This is a genomic window from Priestia sp. YIM B13551, assembly GCF_042787905.1.
Lineage (GTDB): Bacteria > Bacillota > Bacilli > Bacillales > Bacillaceae_H > Priestia.
The window spans coordinates 135,029-161,132 of sequence record NZ_JBHZOX010000003.1; the positions used below are offsets into that span (position 1 = coordinate 135,029).

Genomic DNA, 26,104 nt, shown 5'->3' on the forward strand with positions numbered 1-26,104 from the left:
ACAAACGCCTTTATATTTCAGAAAATTCAAACAAAATTTGTTTTTTGGAATGAACTTATTTTATGAAAAGGGGTTTTATGGATGAAAACACAAATTGAGCAAGATGGAATTGTGACGCTCACAGATGAGACGCACAACCAGCTGAGCGGCAGTGACCTTTGGAATGAGGATTTACGTCCGACTACGATGAAAGAGCATTCTTGGAAAGGAGTTAACTTTGCCACGCTTTGGATTGGGATGTGTCTGTGTATTCCAGCTTACACAATGGCGAGCGGAATGATGACGCTTGGAATGAACTGGTGGCAAGCAATTGGTACAATCTTTTTAGGAAATGTTATTGTTCTTATTCCTATTTTGCTTAATTCTCACGCTGGAACCAAGTTTGGCATTCCTTATCCAGTATTTGCCCGCCTGTGGTTTGGAGATAAAGGAGCACATATCCCAGCACTGGCTAGGGCCATTGTGGCTGCTGGGTGGTTTGGAATTAATACATGGATTGGAACGGAAGCAATTGATACGCTCCTAAGCGCTTCGTTTTCGTCTTGGAACGGTTTAGCTGGTCATACAGCCATTGTATTTGCTCTTTTTTGGCTTTTAAATGTAGGAGTAGCATATAAAGGACCGCAAGCGATTAAAGTGTTAGGAGCGATTGCTGCTCCGGTTATTGGCATTTCAGCTATTATTCTTTTTATATGGGCTTATACAAACTCGGGAGGGTGGGGCCCCATTTTATCTACGCCTTCTAAATTTACATCAACCAGAGAATTTCTAGCCGTATTTTTCCCAGCTTTAACGGGAGTTATTGCATTTTGGGCGACGCTCGCTTTGAACATTCCGGATTTCTGTCGATATGCTAGAAGTCAGAAATCTCAAATGGTTGCACAAACCTTCTCTTTACCGTTGACAATGAGTATTTTTTCATTTATTGGGATTGCTGTTACCTCAGCAACAATCGTTATATTTGGAGAAGCTATTTGGGATCCAGTGGCCTTAGTAGCTAAATTCCCTCCGTTTATCATTTTCTTAGGAACAATCGTTATCGTGCTTTCTTCTTTAACGATTAATGTGGGAGCAAATATCGTCGCGCCAGCTCGTGCAATTGAGAATCTGAATCCAAAGAAAATCACGTTTGCGATGGGGGCGCTAGTGACCGGTATTTTTGCTATTTTACTTCAGCCATGGTACATCATGTCTAATTTCGGGAACTATATTTTCGGCTGGCTTGGAACATACGGAGCGCTGCTTGGCCCTATAGACGGCATCGCCATTGCTGACTACTGGCTTGTAAGAAGGAGACAGATGGCATTAAAGGATTTATATGAGGTAAACGGTCGCTACAGTTATTCAACAGGTTTTAATAAAAACGGTATTTATGCATTAGTAATTGGCGTGGCCATACCCGTTTTAGGTTTACTGATTCCTGGACTGCGCTTTTTATGGGATAATGCCTGGACATTTGGTCTATTCATTTCTATCATCGTTTACACGTATCTCATGAGAGGAGATAAAAGCGTATTAGCGCCGGGGGAATATGAAGAAATAACGTTAAAAACAAGCGAAAAACCGATTATTGACAGTCAAACGGCTGATCCAACCATCACCAAATAAATAAGATGAATCCAATCATTAACATGATTGGATTTTTTTATGTGTTAAAATTGTATGGAAGAAAATTGATAAAATTTTTTTGAGTTTTTTTGTTGATTTAAGAATTTTTTTTTCATATAATTTAAGTAATAAAAAAATGAAATCGTTTTCTAAAATAATTGATGTAAACGATTTCGATAATTGGAACTTATTTTTTAAAAAATTCACAGGGTGTAGAGCTTTTTTGCTACATAGAGAAAGCGTTTACTTAAAGGGAAGGTGGAAAGCAAGATGGATGCATACTTATTAGCTATTACAGTTGCCGCAATTGTTATTGTTATTGTAGGTGTTTCAGTTTTTAAATGGCATGCGTTTATTAGTTTAACGGTTGCGAGTTTGTTTTTGGCAATTGCTTCTGGGTTATCAATGGATAAAATTGTTGGCGCTTACGAAACGGGAGTGGGCGGTGTTTTAGGCCACTTAGTAGGAATTTTAGCGTTGGGAACAATTCTAGGTAAGCTGATGGCCGATTCAGGTGCCGGCATGCAGGTAGCGGATTATTTCGTAAGAATATTCGGTGTGAAAAGACTGCCATGGGCGATGCTAGTAGCAGGTTTCATTATTGGTATTCCTGTTTTCTTCGAAGTAGGAATTTTAATTCTACTGCCTTTAGTTATTTCCATTCATAAAACGACAAAACAAAATATATTATTGATTGCTCTGCCGGTTATTGCAGGATTATCAATTGTTCACGGTCTCGTTCCTCCTCATCCAGGAGCGATGGCAGCTATTAGTATTTACGGAGCAAATACGGGGAAAGTGCTTTTATACGCATTAATCATTTCAATTCCAGCTGCAGTTATCGCTGGACCAGTTTTTGCAAAATGGATTCACAAACGAGTGATTCCAGAAGGAGAACCTGATCTAATTCGTATTACGACAACATCAAAAGATCTTCCTGGTACAGGCGTTTCATTCTTTGTCATTTTACTGCCCGTTCTATTAATGGTCTTAGCAGCTATAGCACCTGTTATTAACGGATTGCCAAGCGGCGTAGTGAAGTTTGTAGAATTAATAGGAAGTCCATTAATTGCACTTTTAATTGCTTGTTTTGCAGCGTTTTACCTGCTTGGAAAACGTCAAGGTATGACAAAAGATGTGATTAAAAAACTAACGGAAGAATGTTTGCTTCCTGTAGGATCTATTGTCTTAATTATTGGTGCAGGGGGTGGCTTCAAACAAGTATTAATCGATAGCGGAGTAGGTACAACGATTGGTCAAATGTCTGAACATCTATCTCTATCACCACTTGTGCTTGCATTTTTAATTGCTGGATTAATCCGTATTGCTACAGGTTCAGCAACAGTTGCATTAACAACAGCGGCTGGTATTGTCTCACCAATCATTGAGCACATGTCCGGTGTTAACTTAGAACTGCTTGTTATCGTTACGGGTGCGGGTTCACTAATGTTCTCTCACGTTAATGATGCTGGCTTCTGGATGGTGAAGGAGTATTTAGGATTAACAGTGAAAGAAACGTTCAAAACATGGACCGTTCTGGAAACGCTTCTATCCTTTATTGCTTTTGCAGGAGCACTTATTCTAAATGCATTAATTTAAAAATAAGACTCTTTTACTCTATGTAAAAGAGTCTTATTTTTTTATGAAAGAAAAGAATTTACAAGAAAAATAATCAAAATATTTTATTTATTCGTTAAATTATGGCAAAATAGAAATAGAAGAATAATAGCTTCTAAGAAGGGAATGACAGAGAGTGAGTAATCAACTAGTATTTTTCACAAACTTTTCAGAAGGAAAATTAGATTCAGACGTTTCTTGGTATTGTCCACCAGCTCAATTTCAAATTGACACAGAAACGAATCGATTAGTGATTAAAACAGACGCTAAAACGGATTTTTGGCAGCGTACTCATTATGGCTTTGAAGCGGACAATGGACACTTTCTTTACCGTGAAGTAGAAGGCGACTTTGAAATCATGACAAAGGTGCATACATATCCAGTTAATCGCTACGATCAAGCAGGTCTCATGATTCGTGTATCAAAAGATACGTGGATCAAAACGTCAGTTGAATACAATCCCGATGGTCCTAACCAATTAGGAGCAGTCGTAACCAACCATGGCTTCTCAGATTGGTCCAGTCAAAATTTTACTCAAAACAAATCAGCGCTTTATTTTAAAATTCAGCGTAAAAACGATGATTACACCGTTTGTTATTCAAGTGATGGAGATTCTTGGACTCAGCTCCGACTCGCTCACTTATTGAACTCAACCAAAGAACCTGTTCAAGTTGGTATTTATGCCTGCAGTCCTCAAGGAGCAGGGTATGAAGCCCAATTTGATTTTATAAAAGTAGAAAAAATGTAAATAAAAACCACGATTTAGCCACAGCTAAATCGTGGTTTTTATTTAGAAAGCGCATTATCTAAAGGCTGTGTGGCAGAAGCGGATGTCGGTTGATTGTGTAAAGCAATTTTTTGCTTGAAGTAGCTGATGACAAAACCTGTAATCGCAATGGATATAACAGAGAAAATTCCTTTTGAAAGTCCAATTGAATACATGCTCGACAGCACGACAAGGAAATCAAATGAAAAATTCACTTTTCCAGGATCCCAGCCGAATTTTCGCTGTGCGAATAACGCTAGAATATTAGCACCGCCGAGAGAAGCTCCGTTCATAAATAAAATGGATAAGCCAAGGCCGGCAATTAGTCCGCCCGTAACAGCACCCATCAGGCTGGGAAGTGTAAAAGAAGGAAGCAAGTGATCGAGTGAAGTGAGAAGCGATAGCAAAGACACTGATCCTATAGTTGTGGCGGTAAATTTCCATCCCATTTGAAAGAAGGAAAAGAGATAAAAAGGAATATTAATGAGAAAAAAGATCACCGCAAACGATAAGGGAAGGGCATATGACAAGCTAAGAGACAGACCAGCTGTTCCCCCCGTCACTACGTGAGAGTGCCGCAAGATAAGAACACCAATACTTGCAATCGTACATCCAAGAATAATCCATAAAACTTTTTTCATAAATAAACCCCTTTGTTTGTTTTTTCGGAATTTTCATTTTCAATCATCTACTTTAATGATAGGATATTAAATAAAGAAAACACATGTATAAATGAAGGAAATAATACTTGTTCTGTTATCAACTTGAATAAAGATTTTATTTATTATATTCATTTTGAAAGGAAAGGTTTGTATGGATCAAATCGATGCACAACTATTGTCTATTTTGCAAAGGGACGGACGTATGACGATTAGTGATTTATCAAAAAAGCTGGCTCTTAGCCGTCCAAGCGTATCAGAAAGACTTCAGCGTCTTCAGGAACGAGGAGTGATCCAGCGTTTTAGCGCTACGGTGTCTCCGAAAGCTTTAGGAAGAGATACACAGCTGTTTATTCAAGTAAGCGAATTAAAAAGAAAACCGGAGGAATTTGAAGACTTTATTGAGCAAAATGAAGACGTGCTTGAATGTCATCGCGTAACTGGACCGGTTTCTTACTTTATCAAAGCAGCCGTGTCTGGAATGGATGGACTTAGAATGCTAGTGGATGAACTGATTCCTTATGGAAATGTGAATACCTCAATTATTTTAAAGTCGCCTGTAGAAAACAGGATGATTACTCCTGTACAAAAACCGGCCCCATAAGAGGCCGGTTTTTCGTGTAAGGAGATATTAATAAAATCCTTTAATAATATAAAAATGATTTTGTAAAATATCAGGTATTTCTTCTTCTGAAACGTTCCTTTTCGTCTTTTTTTCTCCATCTGTTACAGTTAGCGTTTCACCAGAGAGGGTAATGCGCCCTGTAGGGGTTGCGATCGTAACAAGACGTTTGTGTACAAACGGAGAATCGGCTGACGTTTGATTGAACTCACACATGGGAGTAAAGTCAGTCAGTTTCTTAGGAAGCGTAGACACACGGTACAGCGTTTTCCATACATCATCTTCCCATCGCTGCAAATCATACATATGCTCAGCAACGTTTGTCATACGATAAGAGCCGCTTACATCTCTTACTACTTCGCCATTTAGAGGCATTGGTTTGCGCACAGAATCTCCGAATCCAACGTCTACGATGTAAGATTGATTTTCAACTATCACAAGGTTTGTAGCGTGACTTCCTTCAATGGTCCACGTGCCGTCGGGTTTTTTGACGGTAGCTGAAACGTAAGAGACTTCATATCCGCTTTCTTTTAACAGCCAGCCAAATAGACCGTTTAATTCGTAGCAAAATCCTCCACGCAAATTTACAATTACTTTTTGAAAAATTCGTTCTAAATCAATTATGATAGGGGTTTGAGACAGAACATCTAAGTTCTCAAAAGGAACATGAAGCATGTGTTTGTTCTGTAAAGCAGCTAAGCTTTCATACGTTGGGCTATCCGGTTTCTTAGCTAAAAACCGACTAAAATAATAATTAATATTCATCAAATACACCTCTTAGTAAATCATTTCTCTCTGTCTTTAGCAGAACGTTCATGGAACAGCGCTTTTTCGAGTGTCTCTTTGGAAGCGAATCCTTGAAATACACGGCTGCCAATTTTTAAAGTTGGTACTTTCGTTACATGAGCATCTTCATACGCATGAACTAAGCTATCTTTATGAACTTGTTCGAACGTCCGGTCTTTTAAGATACGTGTAAATATTTCTTGATCTAAATGCAAGGAATCAGCGATTTCTGCTAAGACTTCAATCTGGCTAATATCTTTTTCCTCTTCCCAATAAGCTTTAAAAACAGCATCTACATAGGCAATTTCTTGACCATGTTTTTTAGCAAAATGAAAGCCTTCATGTGCTAAATGAGTGCGCGGGACTGGAGGCATGTCCGGCATATTTATTTCTACGTGCAGCTGTTGTGCTAAGGGAGCTATCGATTGATTCCAAGGTCTCTCTAAAAAATCTTCTATTTGCTCCATCTGCTGGGCTGGCTCAGGACAAAGTTCAAAAGGCTTCCATTCAATCTCAGCTTTTTGTTCTTTAATGACTTCTCTTAAAGGCTTAATGGCTAGAAAACATAGTGGACAGACAAAATCAAAATAAAATTCAATATGCGCTTTCATCCCGTCACGCTCCTTTATGGCATATTTTTATTTTATCAAAAGTAAAGACGATCCTTCCAACTTGGGAACTGTGGAAAAATAGTTGACAAAATTGGATAACTCTTTCTATAATAAAGTCAATACATATCACGAGCGATTAGTTCAGTGGGAGAATACATCCTTGACAGGGATGGGGTCGGGGGTTCGAATCCCTCATCGCTCATACCAAAGCCGTTTTCTTATTAATAAGAGAGCGGCTTTTCTCTTTTGTTTGACAAATCAATGCTATATTAAATCTTGAGCGCGTATAGAAGAATTAAAGTATAATGAAACATAGTGCATCAGGTCATGATAAAGATAATCACTAATTTAAAATAAATGAGGGTACAAAATGAATCAAAGAAGTTTTAGTCAATATGGTCTTAGTGACAAGGTAGCTAAGGCGCTTTCTAGCCTGCAATACAATCATCCCACGGAAGTACAAAGCAAGGTGCTTCCCATCGCGCTAGAAGAAAGAGATGTGGTCGTGAAGTCTCAAACAGGAAGTGGAAAAACGGCTTCCTTTGGTATTCCACTGTGTGAATTAGTTAATTGGGAAGAAAATAAGCCCCAGGCCTTAGTGTTAACACCGACACGAGAGCTGGCTGCACAGGTAAAAGAAGATATTACTAATATCGGCCGTTTTAAGCGAATTAAAGCAGCAGCTGTCTACGGAAAATCACCATTTGCCAAGCAAAAAGTAGAGTTAAAGCAAAAAACACATATTGTTGTAGGTACGCCTGGACGAGTGCTTGATCATATAGAAAAAGAAACGCTTGCATTAGAGAAAATTCGTTATTTGGTTATTGATGAAGCAGATGAAATGCTAAATATGGGTTTTATTGACCAAGTAGAAGCAATTATTCAACATCTTCCTAGTGAGCGTGTAACGATGCTTTTCTCCGCTACGCTTCCTGAAGATATTGAAGAGCTTTCTCGCAAGTATATGAAAAAGCCGGTTGATGTTGAAATCAAAGCAAATGGATTAACGACAAGTACGATTGACCATTCTGTTATATCAGTAGAAAACGAACGTAAATTTGAACTGCTGAAAGACGTAACCACAGTAGAAAACCCTGACAGCTGCATCATTTTTTGCCGCACGCAAGAGCAGGTAAATACGCTGTTAGATGATTTAGATGATTTTGGGTATCCTTGTGATAAAATTCACGGGGCAATGGTGCAAGAAGACCGTTTTGAGGTTATGAATGATTTCAAAAAAGGTAAATTCCGCTATTTAGTGGCGACAGATGTAGCTGCGAGAGGAATTGATATTGATAATATCACACACGTTATTAACTACGATCTTCCGTTAGAAAAAGAAAGCTACGTTCACCGTACAGGAAGAACGGGACGTGCCGGTAAAAAAGGGAAGGCTATCACATTTGTAACGCCTTATGAAAAGAGAATGCTATCGGAAATTGAGGAATATATCGGCTTTTCAATTCCAACATCTACTCCTCCTTCTAAAGAAGAAGTACAGCAGGCAGCATCCGCTTTTACTGAAAAAATTAATGAGCGTCCAGAAGTTAAAAAAGATAAAAGCGAGTCATTAAATAAAGACATTATGAAGCTGTATTTTAACGGAGGAAAGAAAAAGAAAATTCGAGCGGTCGATTTTGTAGGAACAATTGCGAAATTAGACGGAGTAACCGCGGACGATATTGGAATTATTACGATTCAAGAAAACGTCTCTTATGTGGAGATTCTGAATGGAAAAGGTACCAAAGTGTTACAAGCAATGAAGAACAAGACAATTAAAGGAAAGAAATTAAAAGTTCATAAAGCGATTAAATAGCAGAGGGAAGTCCATCTTTTTAAAGATGGGCTTTATTTATACAGCCAATAAAGGAGTTGAGAGTATGAAGTACATAAAAGAAGCGTGTGTAGAAGGGTATGAGCAGGCAAAAAAAGCAGAGAAGCTAGGAGCAGGCCGCATTGAATTATGTGACAATCTCAGTCAAGGAGGCACTACGCCAAGTTACGGCACCATTCAATATGCAAGCGAACATCTTGATACAGATATCAACGTGATTATTCGCCCAAGAAGCGGTGATTTTATATATTCCGAAGCAGAATTTCAAATTATGAAAAAAGACGTTAAAGCATGTAAAGACCTTGGAGTAAACGGAGTAGTATTTGGCATTTTAACAGAAGAAGCTGAAATCGATTACGGACGCACTAAAGAGTTAATAGCAGAAGCTCATCCTTTAAGCGTTACGTTTCATATGGCATTTGATGAGATTAAAGATAAATACAAAGCCATTGATATACTTAGTGAATTGGGAGCAGACCGTATTTTGACCAAAGGAGGGAAAGGATCTGCTTTGCAAAATCTGCATATGATCCGAGAATTGATCACATATGCTAATGAACGTATTATTATTTTGCCCGGCGGAGGAATTCATGAAGGCAACGCAGAGCGGGTTATGAAAGAAACAAAAGCAGCTGAATTACACGGAACAAAAATTGTAGGAGATTTATCTCCTTAAATAAAAAGAGGCTGGGACAAAAGCATTTTAGTCCAAGTGAAAAACGAACCATTAATCAATATGTTTGATTCGTGGTTCGTTTTTTTTGATGGTGAATATAGTTTCATCTGTTTCGTTCCTTCTAGCAGGTGATTGGAGGGCAAGGCGAAGACTTCTGCGGGAACAGCGGAACAGATGAGACCCCGCAGGAGCACAAGCGACGAGGAGGCTCAGCGGCCGCCCGCGGAAAGCGAAGCCTTGCACGGAAATCAATTGCGGTGTAATAAGCAGTCCAGCTCATCTATCTCATTTGTTCATCTTTAGGTTGGATTCATTTAGTTATGTCTCAACCTCTTTTATTTTGATGTATTTTCTTTTGCTGCTAAGCCGCTCGTCACTTTTGTACGCTGAAAGAAAAAAGAACCTACGACGAGTACAGCAATTAAAAGAGTTAAGAAGAACTGAGAACGTAATGAATCAATAAATGCCATGGCAATAAAAATACTAGTGATGGCAAGGATTGTAGCGTAAGTTAAGTAAGGAAATAACCACATTTTAATTTTTAATGCTTCAGGATTTTCTTTTTCATATTTTTTTCTCATTTTAATCTGTGAAAATGCAATAACAAGATATACAAGAAGCGCTACGCCGCCTGATGCATTCACTAAAAACAAAAAGATTTTGTCCGGTGAAATGTAGTTAAAGATAACGCTAATGTACGAGATAACTGTACATGCTAATATCGCACTAACTGGCACGCCTTTTTTATTTAATTTTGAAAAACTTTTTGGCGCATCGCCGTTTTGAGACATGGAAAACAGCATGCGAGAACTTGTATACAGACCAGAATTCAGACAGGAAAGAACGGCTGTTAAAATAATAAAGTTCATAATTTGAGCTGCGGCCGGTACATTTACTAATTCAAGAATAGATACAAATGGGCTTTTCATTAGGCTTGACGAATTCCACGGAAGAACCGTTACTAAAATAAAAATAGAGCCTAAATAGAAAAACAAAATGCGATAAATAACGGTATTGGTCGCGATGGTAATGGCTTTTTCAGGCTGAGACGATTCACCTGCTGCGGTTGCGACAATTTCTGTTCCCATAAAGGAGAACATGACAAGGGCAATTCCTAAAAATACAGAGCTAATTCCATTCGGTAAAAAGCCGCCTTTGTGCAAAAGGTTGGAAGTGCCGGGAGAATCAATTCCTGGAATGAATCCACAAATAATAGCTATACCTAAAAGTAAAAAAAGAACGATACTGACGACTTTAATGAGGGAAAACCAATATTCAAATTCTCCGAAAGATTTAACAGAGTACAGATTGGTCATCGTTAATAAAAAAGTAAGAGCCAGGCTTACTCCCCAAGACGGCAAAGACGGGAACCAGTATTGAATAATATTTGCACCTGCAATAGCTTCAACAGCAATAACGATAACCCAGAAAAACCAGTAGAGCCAGCCAATCGTGTAGCCTGCCCAAGGGCCTAATGCCTCTTTTGCATAAGTGGAAAAAGAACCGCTGGAAGGATTTGCAGTAGACATTTCTCCAAGCATTCGCATGACTAAAATAACGAGTAAACCAGCAAACGCGTACGAAAAAATAGATCCCGGTCCAGCGGTGTTAATGAGTGATCCGCTTCCGATAAACAATCCAGCCCCGATAATTCCTCCAAGAGAAATCATGGTGATATGCCGGATCTTTAACTCTTTTTTTAACTGTGGCTGTGGATGGCTGTTCATTTGTAACCTCCTATATAACCTGAATTTTTAGTTAATATAGAGAATTATAGTATGTTGTAAGACGTATGGACAGAATGTTGTTAGAGGTTCTTTCATACAAAAAACGGATATGAATTGTTGCATTCATATCCGGCTTACTCTGACACAGACATTCATTATGCGTATAAAGTACCTGATTAGCGTCTTTTTCCTTTTTTATAATAAGCAATGTAGATGAATTTCTTATGAATGGTAGCTGAAAATAAGCTGAATGATTGTTTCAAATAAGTTAATCAAAAGAGGTATACATCCTATTAAAGGATAATGTGGAATGATATTCAAACTCTCTGCAAAGCGTTAAATGCGGGTTTCCCTTTCTGAAAACGGGTATATATAGTAGTAAGAAGTTTATTCTTTTGCTAAGTATAAAAGAAAGATGTGCTATAGAAACAGGAGGTTATAAATAATGAAACATGTTGAAGTAGTAGAAAGCGGAGCGGATATTAACGAAGCAATTAATCAATTTGCAGACAAAGGTTTTGAGAAAAATGAAGTATACGTGTTTACTTATGACAAGGAAGGTTCTAAAAATTTAACAGAAGTAACGGACACAAATATTATTCGACTGTCTGAAGAAGGTCCTTTACATTCAGCAGCGAGTTTATTTTTAACAAGAGAAGATGAGCTTCGAACAAAAATGGCTTCACTAGGCTTATCAAAAGACGAAACAAAGAAATATGAAGAAGAGTTAAAGAAAGGCAGTGCGATTGTAGTGGCTGCTACAGGGGAGAGAAAAGACATTTAATTTTAATAGAGGCTAGGGCAAAAGTAGTTTAGTTAAAGGAAGATCCGAACGCGTTTGATTCTTGATGGAGAACCAAACGCGTTCGGATTTTTTGTGGGGACAGTGTAACAAGTGATCTATACGAGCTTCTTTATCTCATTTGTTCGTCTTTAGATTCAATTGATTTCGTTATGTCTCACACTTTTTTTGTTTTTTCACTATATGATTGATAAAACTAATAGTATTAGTTAAAATAAAAACTAATACCATTAGTTTTTATTTTGATAATAGGGGATGAGGAAATGAGAATAGTTCGTGAGAAAATGTTGTATCAACTGACGTTTTTGCCTCGTTTTTTTCCAGTGAATTGTTATTTAGTTGAAGAGAAAGATAGCCTTACATTAATTGATGCAGCTCTTCCGTACAGCGCGTCAGGTATTTTGAAAGCTGCAGATCGAATTGGAAAACCGATTACGCGAATTGTTTTTACACATACTCATGAAGATCACATCGGGGCGATTGATACTTTGAAGAAAAGTTTACCGAATGCTTCTGTTTATATGTCGCAAAGAGATTATCGATTATTTTCAGGAGATTTAACACTCGATTCTGAAGAACCTCAAAACCCAATCCGTGGAGGAGTACCAAAGCTAGGAAAGATCTCAACTGAAGTTGATCATTTCATTGAAGAAGAGTCTTACATAGGCTCACTTGCTCCTATTTTTACACCTGGACATACACCTGGGTCTATGTCTTTTTTAGACCAGAGAACGAACGCATTAATTGCGGGAGATTCTTTCCAAGTGCGAGGAGGAGTTGCGGTATCAGGTCAGTTAAAGCTGCTGTTTCCGTTTCCCGCTTTTGGAACGTGGAGTAAGGAGCTGTCACTTAAAAGTGCAGAAAAGCTATATCAACTAAACCCGTCACTTCTTGCTGTTGGACACGGAAGACTCCTTTCTCGGCCGCTGAAATTGATGGGAAAAGCAATACAACAAGCAAAAGTGAAAATGGAAAAAAGGGGATGAAGGGATGTCGCCACGACAGGGACTAGATTTTAAAAAGGTTATTCAAACAGGTGGAAATTTGGCCAATCGTGAAGGGTTTTATGCTGTTACAATTGCTTCATTAGCCAAAGAATTAGATGTTCGTCCACCGTCTTTATATAATCATATAAAAGGATTAGAAGAGCTGCGCAAAGAACTGGCTTTAAGTGGACTGCAGCAGCTATATCATCTTTTAAAAAGTGCTGTTGAACATGCTTCTGCAGAAGACGCTGTTTATCAGCTAAGCAAAGCGTACGTTTCATTTGTAAGAAAGTCTCCGGGAATATACGAAGCAACAGCAACGGTAGCACCAAGGATACAAGATGAAGAAGTACAAAAAGCATCTGATAACATTGTGCTTTTAGTGCTGGATGTGTTGAAACCGTATCATCTTCCAGAAGATGAAGCCCTTCATGCTGTTAGAAGTCTTCGCAGCATTTTACATGGATTTGCTTCTTTGGAGCAAAAAGGGGGATTTGGAATGCCTTTAAGCACTGATGAGACCCTGGACTTTTTAATTCGTACGTTTGTATTGGGGCTACATCGGTATGAAGAGACCACATAAATTCTATTAATGCCACTAAGCCTAACGCTTTAGTTAAAATTGAAAAAAAAGAGAAAGAATGATAGATTACAAATAAAGACATTTATTCCTATTGTTTTAGGGTTGTTACTGATGAAGCAGGCAAAACCTAAGCTGCAAGGACAGAAAAGGTAGTTTCTGTTTGTTGCTGTTTAGGTATTTTTTGTTTTTGTTTAAAATAACCGGCCCTTTTAATTTGTTTTATAAGGGGGGAAATCTTCTGAGAATGGAGAGAAGCAAACATGCTTAATTCAAGAATGATCGTCATATTAAGAGAACTAATGTCCGTACAGTCTACCTTATCAACCGTTACGAGCGAATATTTGGCAACAGTAAATCAAGTATCTTCTCGAACTATTCGAACGGATATAAAACAGCTAGATGACATTTTGTCTCAGTACGGGGCTAAAATTAAATCAGCTCGAGGGACAGGATATGAACTTAGCGTTTTAGATGAAAAACAGTTTCATCAGCTATTAAAAGAACTTTCAGCTAATCAATTATTTGATACAGCGTCTATTCCAACCGTTCCTGATGACCGCGTGCATTATTTGATCAAAAGATTGCTGCTAGCAGACGGATATTTGAAGCTCGAAGATTTAGCAGACGAGTTGTATATTAGCAAGTCAACGGTTCAAAACGATTTAAGAGATGTTAAAAAACAGCTGTGTAAGTATGATATCCTTTTAGAAAAACGTCCTAACTATGGCTTGAAAGCTAAAGGGGACGAAATGAAAATGAGATTTTGTATGTCTGAGTACATATTCAACCGAAAAGATAAAGAAGTAGATATGGTACACAATGAAATATCTATCCTGCCCCAAGAATCAATCTTAACGATTAAAGCCCACATTTTAAATCAAATAAAACGATACAATATTATGGTTTCAGACATTGGATTAAACAATTTAATCATTCATTTAGCTATAGCTTGTAAGCGAATACAAGAAGAAAATTTTATCTCTTTGTATTCAGAAGACCTGCTTGAGATTATGGAGCACAAAGAATATGAAGTAGCAGCTGAAATTGTACGAGAAATTGAAAAGGCATTCAAGGTTCGTTTTCCGAAGTCAGAAACAGCGTATATCGCCATTCATTTGTTAGGGACAAAAATGCTCAATAATGGCAATCATGAAGAAAAAGAAGTGAAGCAGTTTATTGATACAAATATTTATGAATTAACAGCGGCTATATTAGAAGCAATTGAAAAGGAGCTTCATTTAGAAATTAGTGAAGATTCAGAGCTGATCCTTGGTATGAGCTTGCATTTGAAACCGGCTATCAACCGCTATAAATATGGAATGAATCTACGAAACCCAATGCTTGAAGGGATTAAGAGCCATTACCCTCTGGCTTTTGAAGCTGGAATTATAGCTGGAAAGGTACTAAAAAATCGCCTTGAAATCGACATGCATGAAACAGAAATTGGCTATTTAGCTTTACATATTGGAGGTGCCATTGAACGTCGGAAAATTATCAATCAGCCTAAGCGCTGTTTGATTGTATGCGCATCGGGAGTAGGGAGTGCCAAGCTATTATCATATAAGCTGCAGGCTACGTTTGGATTAAATCTGACTATTTTAGGAACAACGCAGTATTATAAGCTTCACCAAATGTCACTGCATTCTTTAGATTTTATTGTTAGTACCATTCCAATTCCAGATCATCTTCCTGTTCCTGTAGTAGAAGTAAGTGCCATTCTAGGAAACAGTGATTTTAAAAAAATTGAATGTTTAATGAAGAACAAACCGCAGCCTTCGTTAGAATACACGAAAAAAGAATTAGTATATTTACAGCAAGAATTTCAAACAAGAGAAGAAGTGCTTCATTTCTTAGGAGAGAAATTAACTCATCTAGGACTAGCTTCTTCTCAATTTATAGAATCCGTTTTTGAAAGAGAAGCAGCATCACCAACAAGTTTTGGAAATCTCGTTGCCATTCCTCATCCTATGGTTCCTCAAACGGATACGACGTTTTGGGCCATTTGCACGTTGAAAAAACCGATTATGTGGGAAGGAAATCTTGTACAATTTATTTGCCTTTTAAGTGTGAAAGCGAATAATCAAGGCGATTTGCAAAAAATGTACAGTTTATTAGTTCAAGTTGTAGATGATAAGCAGGTCGTGCAGCGTTTAGTAAAGTGTAAGGATTATGAGGAGTTTATAGAGGTATTTATGAAAAATATTAGATAAAAAAAGAAGTCCAAGAGAGGGACTTCTTTTTTTATCTGAATGTTCAAATATAATTTTTCCGTTAGTAACGGAAAAAGGTTGTGTATAAATGTAAGCGCTTTTATTTTAAGATAAAACTATCAACAAAACAGATAGCAAAATAAAAAAGCGGAGGAATGACAGATGAATATTCTATTATGTTGTGCAGCTGGAATGTCTACAAGTTTACTAGTAACAAAAATGGAAAAAAGCGCTCAGGATCAAAGCTCGGAGTATAAAATTTGGGCGGTCCCTGGTGACTCTGTTCGCAACCATATTGATCAAGCGGATGTTCTTTTATTAGGACCTCAAGTGCGCTACTTGCTGCCGCAGCTTAAAAAGCTAGGTGAAGAAAAAGGAGTACCAGTTGACGTTATTAATCCTGTTCACTACGGGACGTGCAATGGAGAACAAGTGTTAAAATTTGCGGTTCAACTAGTTTCAAAATAGGAGCGTGAACTACATGAGCAAATTTAATAGTATGCTTGAAAACAAAGTAATGCCTATCGCCGGAAAAATGGCGGGTCAACGCCATTTACAAGCACTTCGAGACGGTATTGTTCTGACAATGCCGCTCATTATTATCGGTTCAGTATTTTTAATTTTATCCAATCTACCGATACCAGGTTACAACGACTTTATGGCAGGAATTTTCGGAAAAGAATGGGCAACAAAAATGGCCTATCCAGTTGGAGCTACATTCGATATTATGGCGCTGCTTGCTTGTTTCGGAATAGCTTATCGGTTAGCTGAAAAATATGGGGTGGATGCTTTGTCCGCAGGGGCAATTTCACTTGCTGCTTTTTTACTTGCTACTCCGTATAAAGTGTCCTTTCTTCCAAGTGGAGCCAAAGAAGCTATTTTAGTAGACGGCGGAATTCCAACTGCTTTAATGGGCAGTAAAGGGCTCTTTGTAGCCATGATTGTCGCGATTCTCTCTACAGAAATTTACAGATGGTTTATTCAAAAAGATATTGTCATCAAGATGCCTGATGGAGTTCCTCCTGCTGTTGGAAAATCGTTTGCTGCTCTTATTCCTGGCTTTACGGTAATAGCATTTATTTGGATTTTACGTTTGTTAGTAGAACAAACGCATTTTGGAAGTCTGCATAATATCGTTGGAGAATTGCTTGGAAAGCCTTTAGGTGTGCTAGGCGGCAGTTTAGGCGGTACGCTAGTTGCCGAACTTGTTATTATGCTCATGTGGTCTTGTGGACTTCATGGAGCGAATATTGTCGGTGGAATTATGGCCCCCATTTGGTATGGAGCTATGGATGAAAACCGAATTGCATTTGCTAATCATGAAGCATTACCCAATATTTTTACACAGCAGTTCTTTGATATTTGGATCAATATCGGAGGCAGCGGAGCAACGTTAGCTCTAGTTGTAGCTATGATTTTAAAAGCACGCAGTCAACAAATGAAGCAGCTTGGTAAGTTAGGAATAGGACCAGCTCTTTTTAATATCAATGAGCCGATCATCTTTGGACTTCCGATGGTGATGAACCCAATGATGCTTATTCCGTTTATTATTACCCCTCTTGTGACGGTAGTAGCAACCTATATTGCGATGTCGACAGGACTGGTAGCAAAACCAGCAGGTATTGCGGTTCCTTGGACCATGCCTCCGATTATTTCTGGCTATTTGGCAACAGGAGGAAAGTTATCGGGTGCAGTTATGCAAGCTATTAATATCGGAATCTCTGTTTGCATTTATTATCCTTTCTTTAGAATGTGGGATAAACAAAAATTCACTGAAGAAAATGGTATACAGCCTGCCGCTGAAGGGGTACCAAGTGATACAAAGAAAGATATTGTGTGAGGAGGGATAAAGGATGGAAAGCATTCAAGAATATATTTTTAAATTAATCTTACACGGTGGAAACGGCAGAAGTTCTGCCATGGAAGCGATAGCAGCTGCCAAAAGCGGAAATTTTTCAGAAGCACGTGAAAAGCTTACACAAGCTGCAGAAGAATTAAATGCTGCTCATCATATCCAAACGTCGTTAATTCAAGGTGAAATTAGAGGGGAAAGCACAGAAATTTCTCTGCTCATGATTCATGCTCAAGATCATTTAATGAATGCGATGACGGTAAAAGAAATGGCTACTGAATTTGTAGATTTATATGAAGCAATCAAAATTTCTGGGGGGATTACACTATGACAAAAGGTATTAAGATTGTAACGATTGGCGGAGGTTCAAGCTATACGCCTGAACTAATAGAAGGATTTATTAAACGATACGATGAACTTCCAGTTCGAGAACTGTGGCTAGTAGACGTTGAAGAAGGAAAAGAAAAGCTAGAGATTGTTGGTAATTTAGCGAAACGAATGGTGAAAAAATCAGGTTTGCCAATTAATGTTCATTTAACGTTAGATCGAAGAGAAGCACTAAAAGATGCGGATTTCGTAACGACTCAATTTCGCGTTGGTTTGTTAGATGCACGAGCGAAAGATGAAAGAATACCGCTTAAATACGGGGTGCTTGGTCAAGAAACAAATGGACCGGGCGGATTATTTAAAGGACTTCGCACGATTCCCGTTATTTTAGATATCTGCCGTGACATTGAAGAGTTATGTCCAGAAGCTTGGCTGATTAACTTCACAAATCCTGCAGGCATGGTAACAGAAGCTGTGCTCCGCTATAGTAACATTAAAAAGATTGTAGGACTTTGTAATGTACCAATCGGAATGGAAATGGGGATTGCTAAGCTGCTTGATGTAGATCACTCTCGCATTCGAATTGATTTTGCTGGTTTAAATCACATGGTCTATGGATTAGATGTATATGTAGATGGTGTAAGCGTTAAAGATCAAGTTATTGATTTATTGAGTGATCCAACTAACAGCAGCTTTGTGAAAAATGTAGCGGGACTTGGATGGGAGCCAGAATTTACAAAAGCCCTAAATGCGTTAACGTGTCCATATCACATGTACTATTATAAAACGCGTGAAATGGTAGAAAAAGAGCTTGTTAATTATGAAAAAGGTGAAACGAGAGCAGAAGTCGTAAAACAGTTGGAAAAAGAGCTGTTCGAACTGTATAAAGATCCTAATCTAGACATTAAACCGCCTCAATTAGAACAGCGCGGCGGAGCCTATTATAGTGATGCAGCCGTTCGATTGATTACATCCATTTACACGGATAAAGGCGATATTCAGCCTGTAAATACTATCAATAATGGTGCCATAGCAAGCATTCCTGCTGATTCTGCCGTAGAAGTAAGCTGTATCATTACAAAAGATGGACCGAAGCCAATTTCAGTCGGCGACCTTCCTGTACCTGTGCGAGGTCTTGTTCAAACAATTAAGTCATTTGAGCGGATTGCAGCTGAAGCAGCAGTGACCGGAGATTATGATAAAGCTATTTTAGCATTAACCATTAATCCTCTTGTGGCTTCTGATAAGCTAGCTAAGCAAATTGTCGATGAGATGTTAGAAGCTCATAAAGATTACTTGCCTCAATTTTTTAAACCTGTTCAAGCTTAAAGTCAAGCTGTTCGAATACAGTACGTATTCGAACAGCTTTTTTTCTATTTGTAAAGCTAGATTTCTGCCACCATCAATGTAACAATATAAAATAGAAACGGACAGCAAAGGGTGGCTAGAAATGATTCATTTATTAATTATGATGGTAGAACGAGTCGGAGTTATTGTCATCTTAGGTTTTTTGCTGGCACATACAAAAGTTTTTCGGCAATTTCTCCGCAAACAGCAAGGGTATAAAGGAAAAGCTGTACTTATTTTTATTTTTTCTCTTTTTAGCATTATTAGTAACTACACGGGAATTGAAATTCAAGGAACAATTATTCGAAATGAAGACTTATTATTAAAAGTAGATCCATCAAGCTCGATTGCAAATACACGAATTATGGGTGTGGAAATGGGCGGTCTGCTTGGCGGTCCATTTGTTGGTTTAGGAGTAGGAATACTTGCTGGCGTTCATCGTTTTATGTTAGGAGGGAGTACGGCGTTTAGCTGTGCAGTTTCATCCGTTTTAGCAGGGGTGTTAACTGGATATATCGGCTATGCCTACCGGAAAAAACATCGAACGATTACACCGCGCTTTGCTGCACTTGTAGGCATAGCGATGGAAACGCTTCAGATGCTGATTATTTTATTATTTGCTAAACCGTTTGATTCGGCATGGACGCTAGTGAGTATTATTGCTATTCCAATGATTATTGTAAATGGCACAGGAAGCTATATTTTCTTATCTATTATTCAGTCCATTTTACGGCAAGAGGAACAAATGAGAGCGCTTCAGACACACAAAGTATTATTAATCGCGGATCAAACTCTTCCACATTTTCGTCAGGGTCTCACTAGTGAATCATGTGAAAATGTTGCAAATATTATTCATCGCTTCACAGGTACGGATGCTGTTTCGCTAACTGATACGCACAAAATTTTAGCTCATGTAGGGGAAGGAATTGATCATCACGTTCCTTCGCATAGTTTAATTACCGGGCTGTCTCACGAAGTGCTGGAGACAGGAAAAATTATGAAAGCAAAATCGAGAGAACAAATTGATTGTCAGCATAAAGACTGCCCGCTTCATGCCGCTATTGTGATGCCGCTTACTTCTCACGGTACTACCATTGGAACACTAAAAATGTACTTTAAAGATGCGAGCGGGTTAAGCCGGGTGGAGGAAGAGCTGGCAGAAGGATTGGCTAAACTTTTTTCAACTCAGCTAGAGCTCGGCGAAGCAGAGCTTCGAAGTAAATTGCTAAAAGATGCGGAGATTAAAGCTTTACAGGCACAGGTGAATCCTCACTTTTTATTTAATGCCATTAATACGATATCGGCGCTGTGCAGACAGGACGTAGAAAAAGCCAGAAAGCTGCTTTTGCAGTTAAGCATTTATTTTCGTTCCAATTTGCAAGGTGCAAGGCAGCTGTTGATTCCGTTATCAAAAGAGCTTGATCATGTCCACGCGTACTTATCGCTTGAACAAGCCAGGTTCCCTAATAAATACGAAATTGACATGTATATTGAAGAAGGGCTAGATGATGTCTTGCTTCCGCCATTTATTCTTCAAGTACTTGTGGAAAATGCCATTCGGCACGCGTTTCCGCGTAAACAAAAGCACTGTCGCGTAGAAGTTTATATTGAGACAAAAGATAAATATGTATACGTAAAGGTAAAAGACAATGGACAAGGTATAGACACAAAACGATTGCAAATGCTTGGCAATCAGCCCGTTTTTTCAGAAAAAGGAACGGGGACGGCTCTTTACAATATTAAACAACGTTTGCATGGATTGTTTGGAAAAGAAACAACACTGGAGTTTGACGTAACAGAAGGAACAGCGGTTTCGTTTGTTATACCAATTGAATTAAAAAGCGAGGGTATGTAATATGCTGCGAGTACTAATAGTAGATGATGAAATGTTAGCGCGAGATGAATTAAAATATTTATTACATCGAACGAAAGAAGTAGACTTCATTGAAGAAGCTGAAAGTATCGAAGAGGCGTTGGATAAAATGATGGATGAAAAGCCGGATTTATTATTTTTAGATATACAATTGTCAGATGACAGCGGTTTTGATATTGCTAAAAGGCTTAAAAAAATGAAAAATCCGCCAGCTATTATATTTGCAACCGCGTACGATCAGTACGCTTTACAAGCCTTTGAAGTAGATGCAATTGATTACATTTTGAAGCCTTTTGATGAAGAAAGAGTGATGCAGGCTATTCATAAATATAAAAAAATGCGTGTTCCTCATCCCGCTGTGAAAGAAGAAGAATCGATAGGAGAGTCTTCTTCTCAAACTGGAAAGTTAGCGATTTCTGTAGATGATTCGATTGTGTTGGTGAATATAAAGGACATCTTGTTTGTAGGATTAATAGAAGGAGAAGTCACCATTCAGACCATAACAGAATCCTACCATACTGCTGATACGCTTGCTATGCTAGAAAAAAAGCTCCCTTCTCAGTCGTTTAGTCGTGTGCACAGGGGGTATATCGTCAACGTAAATCATATTTCCGAAGTACAGCCTTGGTTTAATTCTACGTATAATTTAGTAATGAAAAACGATGAGCGAGTTCCTGTCAGCCGTACATATGCTAAAGAATTGAAGAAACGTTTAGGAATTTAAGGAAAAAGCAGCTTGCGTATGCATTTTGGCAAGCTGTTTTTTGCATTTCAAGGCTCGATTTTTGTAAGTGAGCACAAATATTTGACTCTTTAATTTGAAAACGCTTTCTTATTGATTTTCATTTTATATAATGAAGTCAACAAACAGAGAGAGGTGAAAGAAATGAGTGCTAAAAAAGTGTATGGCTTTTTAACACAAGCATTTATTTTTTCCGTAATTATGTTGATTTCAGATTTTATTGCAGAGCATTTGCCTTTTCCAATGCCTGCTTCAGTCATTGGGCTTGTGCTGTTATTTCTTGCACTCTGCTTGAAGATTATTAAACTAGAGCAAGTTGAATCACTGGGAACGGCTTTAACTTCTTTGATCGGATTTTTATTTGTACCAGCAGGTATTTCTGTTATGAATTCATTAGGTGTTATGCAGCAGTACGGCATTCAAATTTGTTTAGTTATTATCGTGGCAACGATTATTTTGTTAGGCGTTACAGGCTTATTTTCACAGCTTATACTTGGCATGACAAAAGATAATAAAGCAAAAGAAGAAATAAAAGATGCAGATATGAGTGAAAAAACGAAAAAACAAGGTATTGCTTAACATCAATTATAAAGAGACAAGGTGGTTGGAAAGATGAATCCGTATTTTGGAATCGTGGTTTCTTTAGCTGCGTACGGCATTGGAACGTATTTATTTAAAAAGTCAAAAGGTTTTTTCTTATTTACTCCTTTATTTGTGGCAATGGTACTCGGAATTGCTTTTTTGAAAATTGGTCATTTTTCTTATGAGGAATATAGCAGCGGCGGGAAGATTATCAGCTTCTTTTTAGAACCGGCAACAATTGCTTTTGCCATCCCTTTATATAAGCAAGCCGATAAATTAAAAAAGTACTGGTGGCAAATTCTTTCTTCTATTGCGGTAGGGTCAGTTTGTTCGGTAGCGATTATTTTTGCGATTGCTAAAGGTATTCATATGGATGAAGTTGTGATGAAATCAATGCTTCCACAAGCAGCTACAACAGCGATTGCGCTACCATTGTCTCAAGATATTGGAGGGATTCCTGCTATTACTTCCTTTGCTGTTATTTTTAATGCAGTCATCGTATATGCGCTGGGCGCTTTATTTTTAAAAGTATTCAAGGTGAAGAATCCAATTTCGAAAGGATTAGCTCTTGGAACTTCTGGGCATGCGCTAGGAGTAGCCGTAGGGATTGAAATGGGAGAAGTAGAGGCAGCCATGGCAAGTATTGCAGTTGTTATTGTAGGCGTTGTCACAGTTGCCGTTATTCCACTTTTTGTTCAGCTAGTCATGTAACAAAAGCCTGAAGGAGTCAGAGATTTTCTGACTCCTTCAGGCTTTTGTTTGTTAATTAATACACCACTCCAAAATGTCGTGATGCGCAGTTTTGACAGGTTGTATGGTCAAAAAGACTCTCAGGAATGATAAATTCAAAACAAAATTGACATTGTTTGAATTGACTTTGTCTATAAAACATTGTCTCTAAGAAAATAGCTGTAATATGTTCAGTTATGTGCTTATGGGAACGTTGTTCTAAAGTGGACCATGGAATAGACTGATGCTCTATGTAAATCGGACAGGAAGTATAGGGTGTATCCCATTGAATGGCTTGATATCCAAACGTAAGACCATGATGAGCTGCTGATGTAAATATGATTAGGTTTTGATGGAATTCTGGCAGAGGTAATTCTAGTTTTTGATCTTTAAGCGATCTCGTTTTGGAATGAAGGTTATACAATTTAATTTGAAAATGAATCCACTGAGTGGCGTGAACGGTTATTGACATGTTTTAAACCTCCAATTCAGACTCTTTCTTTTATCATAATTGATTTCAAAATAAATAAATAGTAGGCAAAAAGAAGATAACAAAATTTTATATAGATTACTTATAAGGCGTAGGGAAAGGTGATATAAGCATAGCATCCTTTTTTCTACCCCTTTTTAAAGTATAGTAATCTTCTATATAAAAGCTTGCTTTCAACGAATGGTATCGGCGTATTCATACGCTTTAAACAGATTTTAATGTTAGAAGTTATAACAAGGTTCATTTCTTTTAGAGAAGTTTATGAAATAATAAAAACTGTATATTTTACGGTCTGAATCTATGTGTTGGAGGTTTTTATATGACAAAACAAAAGCTGGTATTAATCGGAAATGGAATGGCAGGAATGCGCTGTATTGAAGAAATTCTTATTCATTCTCCAGATTGTTTTGATATTACTGTTTTTGGAAGTGAGCCTCACGTTAACTATAATCGAATTTTATTATCAACCGTTTTACAAGGCAGTACAAAGCTTGAAGATATCAATATTCATTCTTTGGCATGGTATAAGGAAAATAATATCACTTTATTTAAAGGAGAAAGCGTTACGCACATAGACACCAAGAGAAAAATAATAACAACAGATAAAAACAGAGAGACGAGGTACGACAAGCTTATTATTGCTACTGGTTCGAGCCCGTATATGCTCCCCGTTAAAGGGTCTGACAAAGAAGGTGTCATCGGTTTTCGTACCATCGAAGACTGTCAGGAAATGATTAAAATTTCTAAACAGTATAAAAAAGCAGCGGTTATTGGAGGGGGTCTGTTAGGGCTGGAAGCTGCTAGGGGACTATTGAATTTGGGAATGGATGTTCAAGTCATTCATCATTCGGGTTTCTTAATGGAGCGACAGTTAGACAGAGCAGCATCTGCTATGTTAAGAGAAGAATTAGAAAAGCAAGGCATGAGTTTTCTATTAAACAAACATACAGATGAGATTATAGGGGGAAATCGAGCAGAAGGCGTCCGATTTAACGATAGCAGCAAAATTGCAGCTGATTTAGTTGTAATGGCTACAGGAGTGAGGCCAAATGTTAATCTAGCTAAAAAAAGCGGAATAGAAACAAATAGAGCAATCATCGTAAACGATTATTTAGAAACGAGCATCCCGGATATCTATGCAGTAGGTGAATGCGCTGAACATCGAGGGATGACATACGGCCTTGTTGCTCCTCTTTACGAACAAGGAAAAGTCTTAGCGCGACACCTTTGCCAAATAAAAAACGATGGTTATCGCGGGTCCGTTCTTTCCACTCAATTAAAAATATCAGGAATAGACGTTTACTCAGTCGGAGAGTTCAAGGAAAATCAAGGTGCAAAAGCCATTACGATTTCGAATATGTTAGATGGTATATACAAAAAAGTCGTTTTTCGCGAAGGGAAAATAGTGGGAGCTGTTCTTTTTGGAGATACCAGTGAGGCTATAAAGCTATCACAAATGATTAATGAAAAAAAGGATTTGTCGCAAGCGGAAAAAGTACAATTATTTCCTTCTCAACATGAAAAAGAAAATGCAGTAACTTCTATGCCACTTACGGGTATCATATGCAACTGTAACGGTGTAACAAAGGGAGCCATTATTGAAGCAGTACAGAAAAATGATTTAACGACAGTAGATGAAATAAAAAATTGCACGAAAGCTTCTGGTTCATGTGGAGGATGCAAACCCCTTGTAACAGATCTTTTAACATATATTCAAAGCGATGAGTTTGATGAAATCATTGAACAAAAAACATTTTGTACATGTACACATTTATCAGAAGATGAGCTGGTAAGAGAAATGCAGCAATATCAATTTGAGACGGTTCAGCAAGTAAGAGAAATATTAAAGTTTAAAGACATGAAAGGCTGTTCGTTATGTGAAGGCGGTCTTCATTACTATTTAGATATGATGAATCCTCATTATGAAAACAATCGATATTCTTTATTTACTACGGAGAATGAACAGGCCGTTTTGCTTCACGATGGGACTTATGCAGTGGTACCACAAATTCACGGTGGTCTGACAAATGTACAGGAATTAAGGAACATAGCAAATGTAGCTGAAAGGTACAACATCTCTAATATTCGTTTAACAAGTGATCAGCGCATTCAACTTATTGGAGTGAAAAAAGAATATCTTCCGTTGATAAGTGAGGAAATAGATAGAGGACTTCAGCAGTTATATGAACGTACAGTTAAAAATGTATCTGTTTATATAGGAAAAGGAACGTGTATTTGTCAGTATGAACCTGCTCTTGCTTTATCAAATGAATTAGATAAACAGCTTGAATATGTAAAGACCCCATGTGATATCAAAATCAGTATTGCTTCGTGCTCTCACATTGCAGAGAATGTAACAACAAGTGATATAGGATTAAGAAGAATAGACAGAGGATGGGAAATATATGCCGGCGGAAGCAGCGCAGAAGCCAGAAGCGGGGAGCTGTTTTATGTGGCCGAAACAAACGAAGAAGCAGTAGAAATCAGCTGTTCTTTGATTCAATATTACCGTGAAACGGGGAACTATTTAGAAACTGTCGGGAGCTGGATCGAGCGAGTAGGAATTGTTCATGTCAGAGAAGTTTTGTTTGAGGTAGACAATCGAGAGTATTTAATGAAGCGGCTCAGCTCAGAACGCTCTCGTGCAATCACATATTTATTATAGGAAAGAAGGG

The 26,104-nt window shown here is 38.0% G+C and carries 25 protein-coding genes and 1 tRNA gene; 21 read left to right on the forward strand and 5 right to left on the reverse strand.

Annotation, left to right across the window (positions count from 1 at the left end):
* Nucleotides 1-81: 81 nt before the first annotated feature.
* From ACFX4N_RS17740 to ACFX4N_RS17750, 3 genes are all read left to right on the forward strand, one after another.
* Complete coding sequence (locus tag ACFX4N_RS17740; RefSeq protein WP_013055463.1) at nt 82-1,608, forward strand: NCS1 family nucleobase:cation symporter-1; 1,527 nt, start codon at nt 82-84, stop codon at nt 1,606-1,608.
* A 270-nt stretch (nt 1,609-1,878) separates the two neighbouring features.
* Nucleotides 1,879-3,207 (forward strand): GntT/GntP/DsdX family permease, encoded by a 1,329-nt coding sequence (locus ACFX4N_RS17745; protein ID WP_029324788.1) that lies wholly within the window; start codon nt 1,879-1,881, stop codon nt 3,205-3,207.
* A gap of 154 nt (nt 3,208-3,361) precedes the next feature.
* Nucleotides 3,362-3,973, forward strand: coding sequence for a DUF1349 domain-containing protein (locus ACFX4N_RS17750; RefSeq protein WP_377261914.1), 612 nt, complete (start codon nt 3,362-3,364; stop codon nt 3,971-3,973).
* Between the two features lie 38 nt (nt 3,974-4,011).
* On the opposite strand, the gene ACFX4N_RS17755 is transcribed toward ACFX4N_RS17750, so the two are convergent.
* Nucleotides 4,012-4,632, reverse strand: coding sequence for a YitT family protein (locus ACFX4N_RS17755; RefSeq protein ID WP_029324789.1), 621 nt, complete (start codon nt 4,630-4,632; stop codon nt 4,012-4,014).
* A gap of 172 nt (nt 4,633-4,804) precedes the next feature.
* Between ACFX4N_RS17755 and ACFX4N_RS17760 the strand changes: the two genes are divergently transcribed.
* Nucleotides 4,805-5,254, forward strand: coding sequence for an Lrp/AsnC family transcriptional regulator (locus tag ACFX4N_RS17760; RefSeq protein ID WP_013055467.1), 450 nt, complete (start codon nt 4,805-4,807; stop codon nt 5,252-5,254).
* Nucleotides 5,255-5,281: 27 nt separating this feature from the next.
* On the opposite strand, the gene ACFX4N_RS17765 is transcribed toward ACFX4N_RS17760, so the two are convergent.
* Nucleotides 5,282-6,037 (reverse strand): arylamine N-acetyltransferase family protein, encoded by a 756-nt coding sequence (locus ACFX4N_RS17765; RefSeq protein WP_377261917.1) that lies wholly within the window; start codon nt 6,035-6,037, stop codon nt 5,282-5,284.
* A 20-nt stretch (nt 6,038-6,057) separates the two neighbouring features.
* A complete protein-coding gene (locus ACFX4N_RS17770) occupies nt 6,058-6,669 on the reverse strand; it encodes a DsbA family oxidoreductase (RefSeq protein WP_377261920.1) in 612 nt (203 codons plus the stop codon).
* Between the two features lie 130 nt (nt 6,670-6,799).
* On the opposite strand from ACFX4N_RS17770, the gene ACFX4N_RS17775 reads away from it, so the two are divergent.
* From ACFX4N_RS17775 to ACFX4N_RS17790, 4 genes are all read left to right on the forward strand, one after another.
* Nucleotides 6,800-6,871, forward strand: a tRNA-Val gene (locus ACFX4N_RS17775).
* 168 nt (nt 6,872-7,039) lie between these two features.
* Nucleotides 7,040-8,485 (forward strand): DEAD/DEAH box helicase, encoded by a 1,446-nt coding sequence (locus tag ACFX4N_RS17780; protein WP_057274323.1) that lies wholly within the window; start codon nt 7,040-7,042, stop codon nt 8,483-8,485.
* A gap of 64 nt (nt 8,486-8,549) precedes the next feature.
* A complete protein-coding gene (locus tag ACFX4N_RS17785; protein WP_057274324.1) occupies nt 8,550-9,179 on the forward strand; it encodes a copper homeostasis protein CutC in 630 nt (209 codons plus the stop codon).
* Nucleotides 9,180-9,307: 128 nt separating this feature from the next.
* Entirely contained in the window at nt 9,308-9,442 is a 135-nt protein-coding gene (locus ACFX4N_RS17790) for a hypothetical protein (RefSeq protein WP_274588875.1), read from the forward strand.
* Between the two features lie 72 nt (nt 9,443-9,514).
* Here ACFX4N_RS17790 and ACFX4N_RS17795 read toward each other — a convergent pair whose 3' ends face one another.
* Complete coding sequence (locus ACFX4N_RS17795) at nt 9,515-10,906, reverse strand: amino acid permease (protein ID WP_063670565.1); 1,392 nt, start codon at nt 10,904-10,906, stop codon at nt 9,515-9,517.
* 445 nt (nt 10,907-11,351) lie between these two features.
* Here ACFX4N_RS17795 and ACFX4N_RS17800 point away from each other — a divergent pair, with 445 nt between their 5' ends.
* From ACFX4N_RS17800 to lrgB, 12 genes are all read left to right on the forward strand, one after another.
* Nucleotides 11,352-11,690 carry a YflT domain-containing protein gene (locus tag ACFX4N_RS17800; protein WP_377261925.1) on the forward strand — a complete coding sequence of 113 codons (339 nt, stop codon included), beginning with the start codon at nt 11,352-11,354 and terminating at the stop codon, nt 11,688-11,690.
* Between the two features lie 281 nt (nt 11,691-11,971).
* Nucleotides 11,972-12,694, forward strand: coding sequence for an MBL fold metallo-hydrolase (locus ACFX4N_RS17805; protein ID WP_057274326.1), 723 nt, complete (start codon nt 11,972-11,974; stop codon nt 12,692-12,694).
* Nucleotides 12,695-12,698: 4 nt separating this feature from the next.
* On the forward strand, nt 12,699-13,277 hold the full coding sequence (locus tag ACFX4N_RS17810; protein WP_013055475.1) for a TetR/AcrR family transcriptional regulator: 579 nt from the start codon (nt 12,699-12,701) through the stop codon (nt 13,275-13,277).
* 260 nt (nt 13,278-13,537) lie between these two features.
* Nucleotides 13,538-15,487 (forward strand): BglG family transcription antiterminator, encoded by a 1,950-nt coding sequence (locus ACFX4N_RS17815; protein WP_192100513.1) that lies wholly within the window; start codon nt 13,538-13,540, stop codon nt 15,485-15,487.
* Nucleotides 15,488-15,649: 162 nt separating this feature from the next.
* Nucleotides 15,650-15,955 (forward strand): PTS sugar transporter subunit IIB, encoded by a 306-nt coding sequence (locus ACFX4N_RS17820; RefSeq protein WP_192100514.1) that lies wholly within the window; start codon nt 15,650-15,652, stop codon nt 15,953-15,955.
* A 13-nt stretch (nt 15,956-15,968) separates the two neighbouring features.
* Complete coding sequence (gene celB, locus ACFX4N_RS17825) at nt 15,969-17,327, forward strand: PTS cellobiose transporter subunit IIC (RefSeq protein ID WP_098547866.1); 1,359 nt, start codon at nt 15,969-15,971, stop codon at nt 17,325-17,327.
* 13 nt (nt 17,328-17,340) lie between these two features.
* A complete protein-coding gene (locus ACFX4N_RS17830) occupies nt 17,341-17,670 on the forward strand; it encodes a PTS lactose/cellobiose transporter subunit IIA (protein ID WP_013081807.1) in 330 nt (109 codons plus the stop codon).
* A complete protein-coding gene (locus tag ACFX4N_RS17835; protein WP_025749844.1) occupies nt 17,667-18,995 on the forward strand; it encodes a 6-phospho-beta-glucosidase in 1,329 nt (442 codons plus the stop codon). Before ACFX4N_RS17830 ends, ACFX4N_RS17835 begins: the two co-directional genes overlap by 4 nt.
* A 121-nt stretch (nt 18,996-19,116) precedes the next feature.
* Nucleotides 19,117-20,868: a sensor histidine kinase gene (locus ACFX4N_RS17840; RefSeq protein WP_057274330.1), complete on the forward strand. Its 1,752-nt coding sequence runs from the start codon at nt 19,117-19,119 to the stop codon at nt 20,866-20,868.
* 1 nt (nt 20,869) lies between these two features.
* Nucleotides 20,870-21,610 carry a LytR/AlgR family response regulator transcription factor gene (locus tag ACFX4N_RS17845; RefSeq protein ID WP_057274331.1) on the forward strand — a complete coding sequence of 247 codons (741 nt, stop codon included), beginning with the start codon at nt 20,870-20,872 and terminating at the stop codon, nt 21,608-21,610.
* A 162-nt stretch (nt 21,611-21,772) separates the two neighbouring features.
* The gene (gene lrgA / locus ACFX4N_RS17850; RefSeq protein ID WP_013055483.1) at nt 21,773-22,207 is read left to right on the forward strand and encodes an antiholin-like murein hydrolase modulator LrgA; all 435 of its coding nucleotides are present in this window, start codon (nt 21,773-21,775) and stop codon (nt 22,205-22,207) included.
* 33 nt (nt 22,208-22,240) lie between these two features.
* Nucleotides 22,241-22,921, forward strand: a complete 681-nt coding sequence (gene lrgB, locus ACFX4N_RS17855; RefSeq protein WP_013055484.1) for an antiholin-like protein LrgB — start codon at nt 22,241-22,243, stop codon at nt 22,919-22,921.
* 55 nt (nt 22,922-22,976) lie between these two features.
* On the opposite strand, the gene ACFX4N_RS17860 is transcribed toward lrgB, so the two are convergent.
* Nucleotides 22,977-23,411 carry a hypothetical protein gene (locus ACFX4N_RS17860; RefSeq protein ID WP_016763097.1) on the reverse strand — a complete coding sequence of 145 codons (435 nt, stop codon included), beginning with the start codon at nt 23,409-23,411 and terminating at the stop codon, nt 22,977-22,979.
* Between the two features lie 337 nt (nt 23,412-23,748).
* Here ACFX4N_RS17860 and nirB point away from each other — a divergent pair, with 337 nt between their 5' ends.
* Nucleotides 23,749-26,094, forward strand: a complete 2,346-nt coding sequence (nirB, locus tag ACFX4N_RS17865) for a nitrite reductase large subunit NirB (protein ID WP_377261935.1) — start codon at nt 23,749-23,751, stop codon at nt 26,092-26,094.
* Nucleotides 26,095-26,104 lie beyond the last annotated feature (10 nt).

What these genes read in the sequence shown, in the direction of transcription:
- ACFX4N_RS17740 (WP_013055463.1), top strand. Translation starts at nt 82, where the DNA reads ATGAAAACACAAATTGAGCAAGATGGAATTGTGACGCTCACAGATGAG.
- ACFX4N_RS17745 (WP_029324788.1), top strand. Translation starts at nt 1,879, where the DNA reads ATGGATGCATACTTATTAGCTATTACAGTTGCCGCAATTGTTATTGTT.
- ACFX4N_RS17755 (WP_029324789.1), bottom strand. Translation starts at nt 4,632, where the DNA reads ATGAAAAAAGTTTTATGGATTATTCTTGGATGTACGATTGCAAGTATT.
- ACFX4N_RS17760 (WP_013055467.1), top strand. Translation starts at nt 4,805, where the DNA reads ATGGATCAAATCGATGCACAACTATTGTCTATTTTGCAAAGGGACGGA.
- ACFX4N_RS17765 (WP_377261917.1), bottom strand. Translation starts at nt 6,037, where the DNA reads ATGAATATTAATTATTATTTTAGTCGGTTTTTAGCTAAGAAACCGGAT.
- ACFX4N_RS17770 (WP_377261920.1), bottom strand. Translation starts at nt 6,669, where the DNA reads ATGAAAGCGCATATTGAATTTTATTTTGATTTTGTCTGTCCACTATGT.
- ACFX4N_RS17780 (WP_057274323.1), top strand. Translation starts at nt 7,040, where the DNA reads ATGAATCAAAGAAGTTTTAGTCAATATGGTCTTAGTGACAAGGTAGCT.
- ACFX4N_RS17785 (WP_057274324.1), top strand. Translation starts at nt 8,550, where the DNA reads ATGAAGTACATAAAAGAAGCGTGTGTAGAAGGGTATGAGCAGGCAAAA.
- ACFX4N_RS17795 (WP_063670565.1), bottom strand. Translation starts at nt 10,906, where the DNA reads ATGAACAGCCATCCACAGCCACAGTTAAAAAAAGAGTTAAAGATCCGG.
- ACFX4N_RS17800 (WP_377261925.1), top strand. Translation starts at nt 11,352, where the DNA reads ATGAAACATGTTGAAGTAGTAGAAAGCGGAGCGGATATTAACGAAGCA.
- ACFX4N_RS17805 (WP_057274326.1), top strand. Translation starts at nt 11,972, where the DNA reads ATGAGAATAGTTCGTGAGAAAATGTTGTATCAACTGACGTTTTTGCCT.
- ACFX4N_RS17810 (WP_013055475.1), top strand. Translation starts at nt 12,699, where the DNA reads ATGTCGCCACGACAGGGACTAGATTTTAAAAAGGTTATTCAAACAGGT.
- ACFX4N_RS17815 (WP_192100513.1), top strand. Translation starts at nt 13,538, where the DNA reads ATGCTTAATTCAAGAATGATCGTCATATTAAGAGAACTAATGTCCGTA.
- ACFX4N_RS17820 (WP_192100514.1), top strand. Translation starts at nt 15,650, where the DNA reads ATGAATATTCTATTATGTTGTGCAGCTGGAATGTCTACAAGTTTACTA.
- celB (WP_098547866.1), top strand. Translation starts at nt 15,969, where the DNA reads ATGAGCAAATTTAATAGTATGCTTGAAAACAAAGTAATGCCTATCGCC.
- ACFX4N_RS17830 (WP_013081807.1), top strand. Translation starts at nt 17,341, where the DNA reads ATGGAAAGCATTCAAGAATATATTTTTAAATTAATCTTACACGGTGGA.
- ACFX4N_RS17835 (WP_025749844.1), top strand. Translation starts at nt 17,667, where the DNA reads ATGACAAAAGGTATTAAGATTGTAACGATTGGCGGAGGTTCAAGCTAT.
- ACFX4N_RS17840 (WP_057274330.1), top strand. Translation starts at nt 19,117, where the DNA reads ATGATTCATTTATTAATTATGATGGTAGAACGAGTCGGAGTTATTGTC.
- ACFX4N_RS17845 (WP_057274331.1), top strand. Translation starts at nt 20,870, where the DNA reads ATGCTGCGAGTACTAATAGTAGATGATGAAATGTTAGCGCGAGATGAA.
- lrgA (WP_013055483.1), top strand. Translation starts at nt 21,773, where the DNA reads ATGAGTGCTAAAAAAGTGTATGGCTTTTTAACACAAGCATTTATTTTT.
- lrgB (WP_013055484.1), top strand. Translation starts at nt 22,241, where the DNA reads ATGAATCCGTATTTTGGAATCGTGGTTTCTTTAGCTGCGTACGGCATT.
- ACFX4N_RS17860 (WP_016763097.1), bottom strand. Translation starts at nt 23,411, where the DNA reads ATGTCAATAACCGTTCACGCCACTCAGTGGATTCATTTTCAAATTAAA.
- nirB (WP_377261935.1), top strand. Translation starts at nt 23,749, where the DNA reads ATGACAAAACAAAAGCTGGTATTAATCGGAAATGGAATGGCAGGAATG.